We start from the raw sequence: 6456 nt of genomic DNA on the forward strand, positions 1-6456 counted from the left end.
TTCTTCATAATTAAAATTATCTTCAATTAAAAAGTTTATTTCTTCGTCGTTTAAATGTTTCTTTGTTTGTTGATAATACTTTTTCATCATGAACAAAATTTCTGTTTAAAGTGGGTACACCTGTTCCGGTAGAATATTTGGATAAGTCAAAATATTTCAAAAAATAATATATGTATTTCTCAATGTTTCCTTTAAAGTTTTTTATATATAATGCCGTGTTCAAGGGCCAAAAATTATTTTCGATATAAAATACATTACCAATACTTCCAGAACGTCCTGTAACAACGCCAGGCCCTTTAACTTTGAATTCTGAGTGAGAATCTTTCACCCCACTTGATGTAACTAAATCATATTCTCCCTTTTTTCTCAATCTAGTGGGTAAATCAAACCCTCTTTGAAGAATGCAAATATCTTTAAAAGTCTTCTCTTCCCAACCCTCACCTTTTTGACTAAAGATTTCATTGAGTTTAGATTGAAACAGCTCTTTAGCGTTTGTTCTATTTTTTTCAATATTGGCTTTGGCTTTGGCTATGGCTGCAAAGGCTTGGTCTAGTAGGACTACGATTTGTTTTTGTTCTGGAAGTGGTGGGATTGGTAAAATGCGATTTTCCATTGAACTTTTCCCCACATGCATCATAGTTGTCCCTGTTCCATGTGCTAATTTAATTTGTTCCTTATCCCATTCAAATAAATGAAATAAATAATCTCTTATAATGAATTGAAAATTTGGAATGACTTTCCATATGTGGTAATGATAAATTACTTTCTCCCCTTTCCAAATTCTTGGCCCAAATGATGCAGACCATGCGTAGATCAAATCATCATAATCACAATATTTATCTTCATTTAATTCTAAATTTGAATAATACCATTGATTATTTGTAAAAAGGTTTCCAACACGAAGTACAGGGTACATCCCTTCAGAAAGCAATTCATTTTTTTTAAATGCTTTACCATTTACTAATTGGCAAACATCACTCAATTTCTTCATTTCCCATCCCTCTCTCATATCAAATCTTTTATTGATTTAAGAATAGCATTGGTTTCCGTATCCAGTTTTTCCATTTCGTCTAAAATAACTTCCGGGCTTCGTAAAGGCGCTTCTTCCGGTGTGTTGGGGTTTTTTACAGATAAGTCGACCGTGGCTTCGTCAAGGTCAGCCACTTTGATGCTCCAGGATTTTTCACTTTCGGGTTTTGTTTTTTGTAGGCTGATAAACTCCTCCATATCCTTGTCATTCAAAGGATTGGTTTTGCCCATGTTGCGTCCCGGGTCAAGCTGGTAGTACCAGATTTTTTTGGTAGGTTCGCCTTTTTGGAAAAACAAGACGACAGTTTTCACCCCTGCACCCAAAAATGTTCCACCTGGCATATCCAGAATGGTATGGAGGTTAGAACCACTCAGTAAGAGCTTACGCAAAGCCACAGAAGCATTGTCTGTATTGCTCAAGACGGTGTTCTTAATGACTATAGCCGCTCGCCCACCTGTTTTTAAGCTCTTGATAAAATGCTGCATAAACAAGAAAGCAGTTTCTCCTGTTTTGATATCAAAATTTTGCTGTACTTCCGGGCGTTCTTTTCCTCCAAATGGGGGATTGGCTAAAATAACATGGTACCGGTTCTTCTCCTGTATGTCACGGATGTTTTCGCCTAGTGTATTGGTATGGATAATGTTTGGTGCTTCTATGCCATGAAGAATCATGTTCATGATCCCTATCACATAGGCCAAGTTCTTTTTTTCTTTACCGTATAGGGTGTTTTCCTGAAGTGTTTTAAGGTTGTCGGTGGTCTTTTCCATGCGTTCGTACATGTACTCATAGGCTTCCACTAAAAAGCCACAGGATCCTGCCGCACCGTCATATATGGTTTCACCTATTTGAGGGTCGATCACATTGATCATGGCACGAATAAGCGGTCTTGGTGTGTAATATTGCCCACCATTTCGCCCGGCATTGCCCATGTTTTTTATCTTGCTTTCATACAAGTGACTCAACTCATGCTTGTCTTTGGAAGCCCTAAAAGGCAAGGCATCTGCATATTCCAAAATCTCACGCAGGTTATAACCGGATTGGATTTTGTTTTTCAGTTCAGAGAAGATTTCTCCAATTTTGTATTCAATGGTTCTCGGATTTTCGGCAGTAAGTTTAAATCCAGCCAAATAAGGAAACAACTTTCCATCAACAAACTGAACCAAATCTGGCCCAGTCATGGCCTTGTGGTGATCCAGTTCATATTCATTGTCTGAGCCTTCTTTTAGTTTTTTTGGCATAGCCCAATTGGGCCATCGGTATTCCTCAGCTAAAATAAATTGGTATTCTTCCCCTTTTAATTCGGCCTCGTCGGCCTTGTCTTGTTCTAATTCGTCTAGGTAGCGCAAGAACATCACCCAAGAGGTTTGTCCTATATAATCTAATTCACTATCCGCTCCGGAATCTTTGTAAAGCAGATCGTCTATATTCTTAAATGTTTGTTCGAACATGTATATTATAACTTCTTTTTATCGCTCGTTCTGAGCATCTGTAAAAATAGCTCTTTTGTTTTTTTATTGGGTGTTTTAACAGCCTATTTCCACTTTTCAATTAAGATTTCTCTTTGAGTAATTGCTATAGAAAACTTTCGAAGATATATAATATTACCAATTATTCCCTAATACTAACACTATTAATTTAGTGCAATATGTAAATGGTAGTTGGGTACTCTCCGGTGGTTGAGCTTGTCGAAACCACGTCTCGTTATGACGTTTATGTTCTCCGAAACCTATGCCTTCGACAAAGTCGGGCACCGGATTCTCGTCTGGCGAAACCAGATCCTTTCGTATTGTTCGTGTTTTTTTCTTTCCCCTCAAGGAATGTCCTATAAAAAAATTATCTTGTACATTTATTTACCGGCATGCCTTGAGCATGTAAAAATGTTTAAAAACAAAACCTATGAAGCGCAGAAAGATGATATCCACCATGGGAGCCCTATCCCTTGGAATAGCCTCTTCACCACTTGCCAAATCAGAAGAGGTAAAAGCTCCTTATAAGCTACTAGAAAAAAAGACTATAACTGATATATTGATTGTTGGGGGAGGTACGGCAGGTGTGATAGCAGCCATTCAGGCTGGCCGAGGGGGGGCTAAAACCACCCTCGTCGAAAGTGGTAGTCAGCTTGGAGGTACAACCACCACCGGAGGGGTATGCTTTCCGGGGATTTTTCATGCCTGGGGAAAACAAGTCATCGGAGGCATTGGCTGGGAATTGGTGATGGAGGCAGTCAACCTAAACGATGATATTTTGCCCAATTTCTCCATTGTCCCCAACAATACCACCATCCGTCACTGGAGGCATCAGGTAACTGTAAATCCAGCACTTTACGCCATGATTGCGGAGGAAAAGTGTGTGGAAGCAGGGGTAGACCTTCGCTATTATGAAACTCCTACCTCCATACAATTTAAAGATGGAAAATGGACGGTGAAGACAGTGGGCAAAGGGATTAGCAATGAAATAATCTGCAAGCAGATCATTGATTGTACCGGAAATGCAACTGCTGCGTCCATAGCTGGGTTTAAGCTTTTGAGAGAAGAAGATACCCAGCCGGGATCATTTGTATTTAGGATAGGTGGCTATGATTTTGACTCCCTGGACCTTGATAAAATTCCCAAGGAATATCATTCGAGGCTTAGGCAAAATATGCTAATAAATAATGAGGTAAAAGTGGAATCTTCTGTGAATAATTTCCCTCCTACTTCCCCATATAATTATGTATACGTTCATGGTGCAGACTCTTCCACCTCGGAGCTCCATACCAAAGCCAATATAGAAGGGAGGGCTTCCTTATTGAAGTTGCTTAGAAAATTAAGAACATTCCCGGGGTGTGAAAAAATAAAATTAATGGATGCGCGACCTGAGACGGCCATTCGGGAAACTTACCGAATTGACGGTTTTTATAAAATCACGCATAATGACTATGTTTCCGGGAAAATTTTTGAAGATTCCCTGTCTTATTCATTTTATCCGATCGATTTGCATCGAAATGGGAAATCTATTTACCAAGAATATCTAAAGGAAGACGTGGTTGCCACCATTCCTCTTAGGGCATTGATACCCAAAAACAGCCAAAATTTCTTGGTTGCGGGACGTTGTCTAAGCAGTGACAGACTGGCAAATTCTGCGCTTCGGGTGCAGGCATCCTGTATGGGCATGGGGCAAGCAGCAGCGGCAGCGGCTGTTTTGGCCATCCAACATAATGTCACACCGGCCGATGTACCTCTTCCAGAATTGAAAAATATGCTAAAGGAACATGGAGGCATAGTACCCAATGCGTAAGTTGTTCATTCAAAGAATAAATAGATGATCAATTGGATCAAAGGCTTATTGGTTGGGGCATTATTGCTCCCATTTTCATTTGAAAATGGAGAGGATATCCGATACTTTCAATCTTCAACCATTCCCCTAATTGATTCCACAGATCTAATCATAAACACTATAAATGATTCGGTTTTAAGTCTGGATATCAAGCAGGTAACAAAATCAGATGGTACGCCCCTCCATTATTTTATTGAGCTTAAAGAAGGAGTCTGCTTCGAAAATGAGTGTCGTCCACTTGACATTCTGCTCTATTGGAACATTACCGGCAGGTACTTGGGATTTGAACTGTTGGATGGTGAGTTTTTGAGTAAGTATGACCATGAACCTTTTAATTATAAGGAGTACGAGCAGCTCCATCAATTGCTGGCAGACCCCTTTCTGCCATTGGGTAATTATACTTTTGAGGAATTGGTAAAAAGGCCGGATACTGTCAGTCAATCTCTAGATGCCGTTTCGGGGGCGACCATGAAAGATGTGATGGAATACATTGTGCCCGGTGCAGCCTATACCACCCATAAACTATGGAATATAATCCATGGTCCCATTCAGCAGCAAGTAAGCGAGTTGACGGCACAGCAGCTAAATGCCTCTTTGTTCAATAAAATTCTTCAAAGCAGTGATCAAAGTGACCAAACCTGGGCTCTGGAAAGGATCGCCTTGCTTTGGGATCTAGATAATTTAGTAATTGAGGTCTTAGAAGAAATACTCATTTATGGGGAGCATTTTCAAGCTTACCTGTTGTTGAAATCCCTGTCTTCAAAGCAATTGGAATCAGAACATTTGCAGCTTGCGCTTTTCAGCATTTTAGGTAAGGTTGACTATAGCATTGAAAATATGATTTTTGATAAATTACTTGAGGCACCTCGTTTACATGGATCTATTGTCGGGGCTTCAATTCCCATTCTTAAAGCATTAAGCGGTCCACAACTTGGGAAATTGCTAAAGGTTTTTACCCATCACAAAGTAAAAAATGCAGCCTTATATCAGGCCCTAAGTGAGATGGTGCCCAATGAAAATAGTTTTGTAGAGCGTCAGTTGCTGCAGTACCTTGAAAACCAAGCCGAAATTGCTGATTAATTGGAGGAAATCCATTCCTGCGGCGGAGTCGAAGCCATAGGGATATGTGTACGTTAAACCTACTCCTTCAAATCCGTTTAGGAACCGGTTAAACCTTACCGGCGGCTGAGCTTGCCAAAGTCATAGGAATATCTGCCCATTAAACCTACTTCTTCGACTCTGTTCAGAAACCGGTTAAGGCCTAATTCTCATATTGGACTTTTTCATCTTCAAGCCCTACGCATAACATGGCCCTTTTAAGTCCGAAATTTCTGCCATTTTTAACTTCGTAATTGGCAAAAAGTTCCCCATTCTCTCTGAAGGCCTTTTGAATCCCTTCCTCTTTGCCCATATTCATGTTTAAAACTTTAAATATTTCACCCGAGGCATACCATTTTTTTTGCACCCCATGTAATTTCCCCGAATTGTAATTCAAATGGGAGATTAATAAATGGGAGGCACCAGCAGACCAGGTTTTCTTTTCTCCATGCAGTTTCCCTTTGTTATAATGGGCTATGTGTTTGATTTGCCCATTGGGATACCAGTCGATGGTTTTATTTTGCTTTCGTCCATCGAGTATGCCTATTTTTTGTTTTAGGGTACTGTCAGGGAAATAAGTTACTGCATAACCTGAAAACTTTTCCCCATCTAATGTCCAAATCGAAATCTTGTTATGATATACAAGCTTTGATTTATCAATGGTATTGGAGGGTACTTCAAAGCTACTAGGCATTTCCTTTTCAAGGTTGATGACATCCTTTTCTGAGGCTTGTCCACAGCTGACAAGTACAGAAATCAGCAGGGTATACATTAAGTTTCTCATTGTTATTTCTTTATTTTCCTTTACACCCATTCCATCCTACGAAAGGATGGGCAGCTTCTAACCGGTAAAACAGAAAGGACAAGCTTACATGATGTTGTTTGGAGTGCCTTGAAGGTCTACGCCAAATAATAGAATGTATGAGCCTATATAGGTCTCATTGATGATGTGGTAATGGTAAAATTCTTCACCATTGCTATGTTGGGTAGCAGCAATATGTCCACCGGAGGCA

The 6456-nt window shown here is 39.8% G+C and carries 5 protein-coding genes; 2 read left to right on the plus strand and 3 right to left on the minus strand.

Annotated features, from left to right (window positions below; genetic code table 11):
• Window positions 1–22: 22 nt before the first annotated feature.
• On the minus strand, window positions 23–1009 hold the full coding sequence (locus AAC037_RS17330) for a restriction endonuclease subunit S (protein ID WP_339904330.1): 987 nt from the start codon (window positions 1007–1009) through the stop codon (window positions 23–25).
• On the minus strand, window positions 1006–2478 hold the full coding sequence (locus AAC037_RS17335; RefSeq protein WP_339904332.1) for an N-6 DNA methylase: 1473 nt from the start codon (window positions 2476–2478) through the stop codon (window positions 1006–1008). The genes AAC037_RS17330 and AAC037_RS17335 overlap by 4 nt, the downstream gene beginning before the upstream one ends.
• Before the next feature lie 448 nt (window positions 2479–2926).
• On the opposite strand from AAC037_RS17335, the gene AAC037_RS17340 reads away from it, so the two are divergent.
• A complete protein-coding gene (locus AAC037_RS17340) occupies window positions 2927–4306 on the plus strand; it encodes an FAD-dependent oxidoreductase (RefSeq protein ID WP_339904334.1) in 1380 nt (459 codons plus the stop codon).
• 24 nt (window positions 4307–4330) lie between these two features.
• On the plus strand, window positions 4331–5425 hold the full coding sequence (locus AAC037_RS17345; RefSeq protein WP_339904336.1) for a hypothetical protein: 1095 nt from the start codon (window positions 4331–4333) through the stop codon (window positions 5423–5425).
• A gap of 181 nt (window positions 5426–5606) precedes the next feature.
• Here AAC037_RS17345 and AAC037_RS17350 read toward each other — a convergent pair whose 3' ends face one another.
• Window positions 5607–6227, minus strand: a complete 621-nt coding sequence (locus AAC037_RS17350; RefSeq protein ID WP_339904338.1) for a membrane-binding protein — start codon at window positions 6225–6227, stop codon at window positions 5607–5609.
• Window positions 6228–6456: the final 229 nt, after the last annotated feature.

The organism is uncultured Cyclobacterium sp. (assembly GCF_963976465.1).
Taxonomy (GTDB): domain Bacteria; phylum Bacteroidota; class Bacteroidia; order Cytophagales; family Cyclobacteriaceae; genus Cyclobacterium.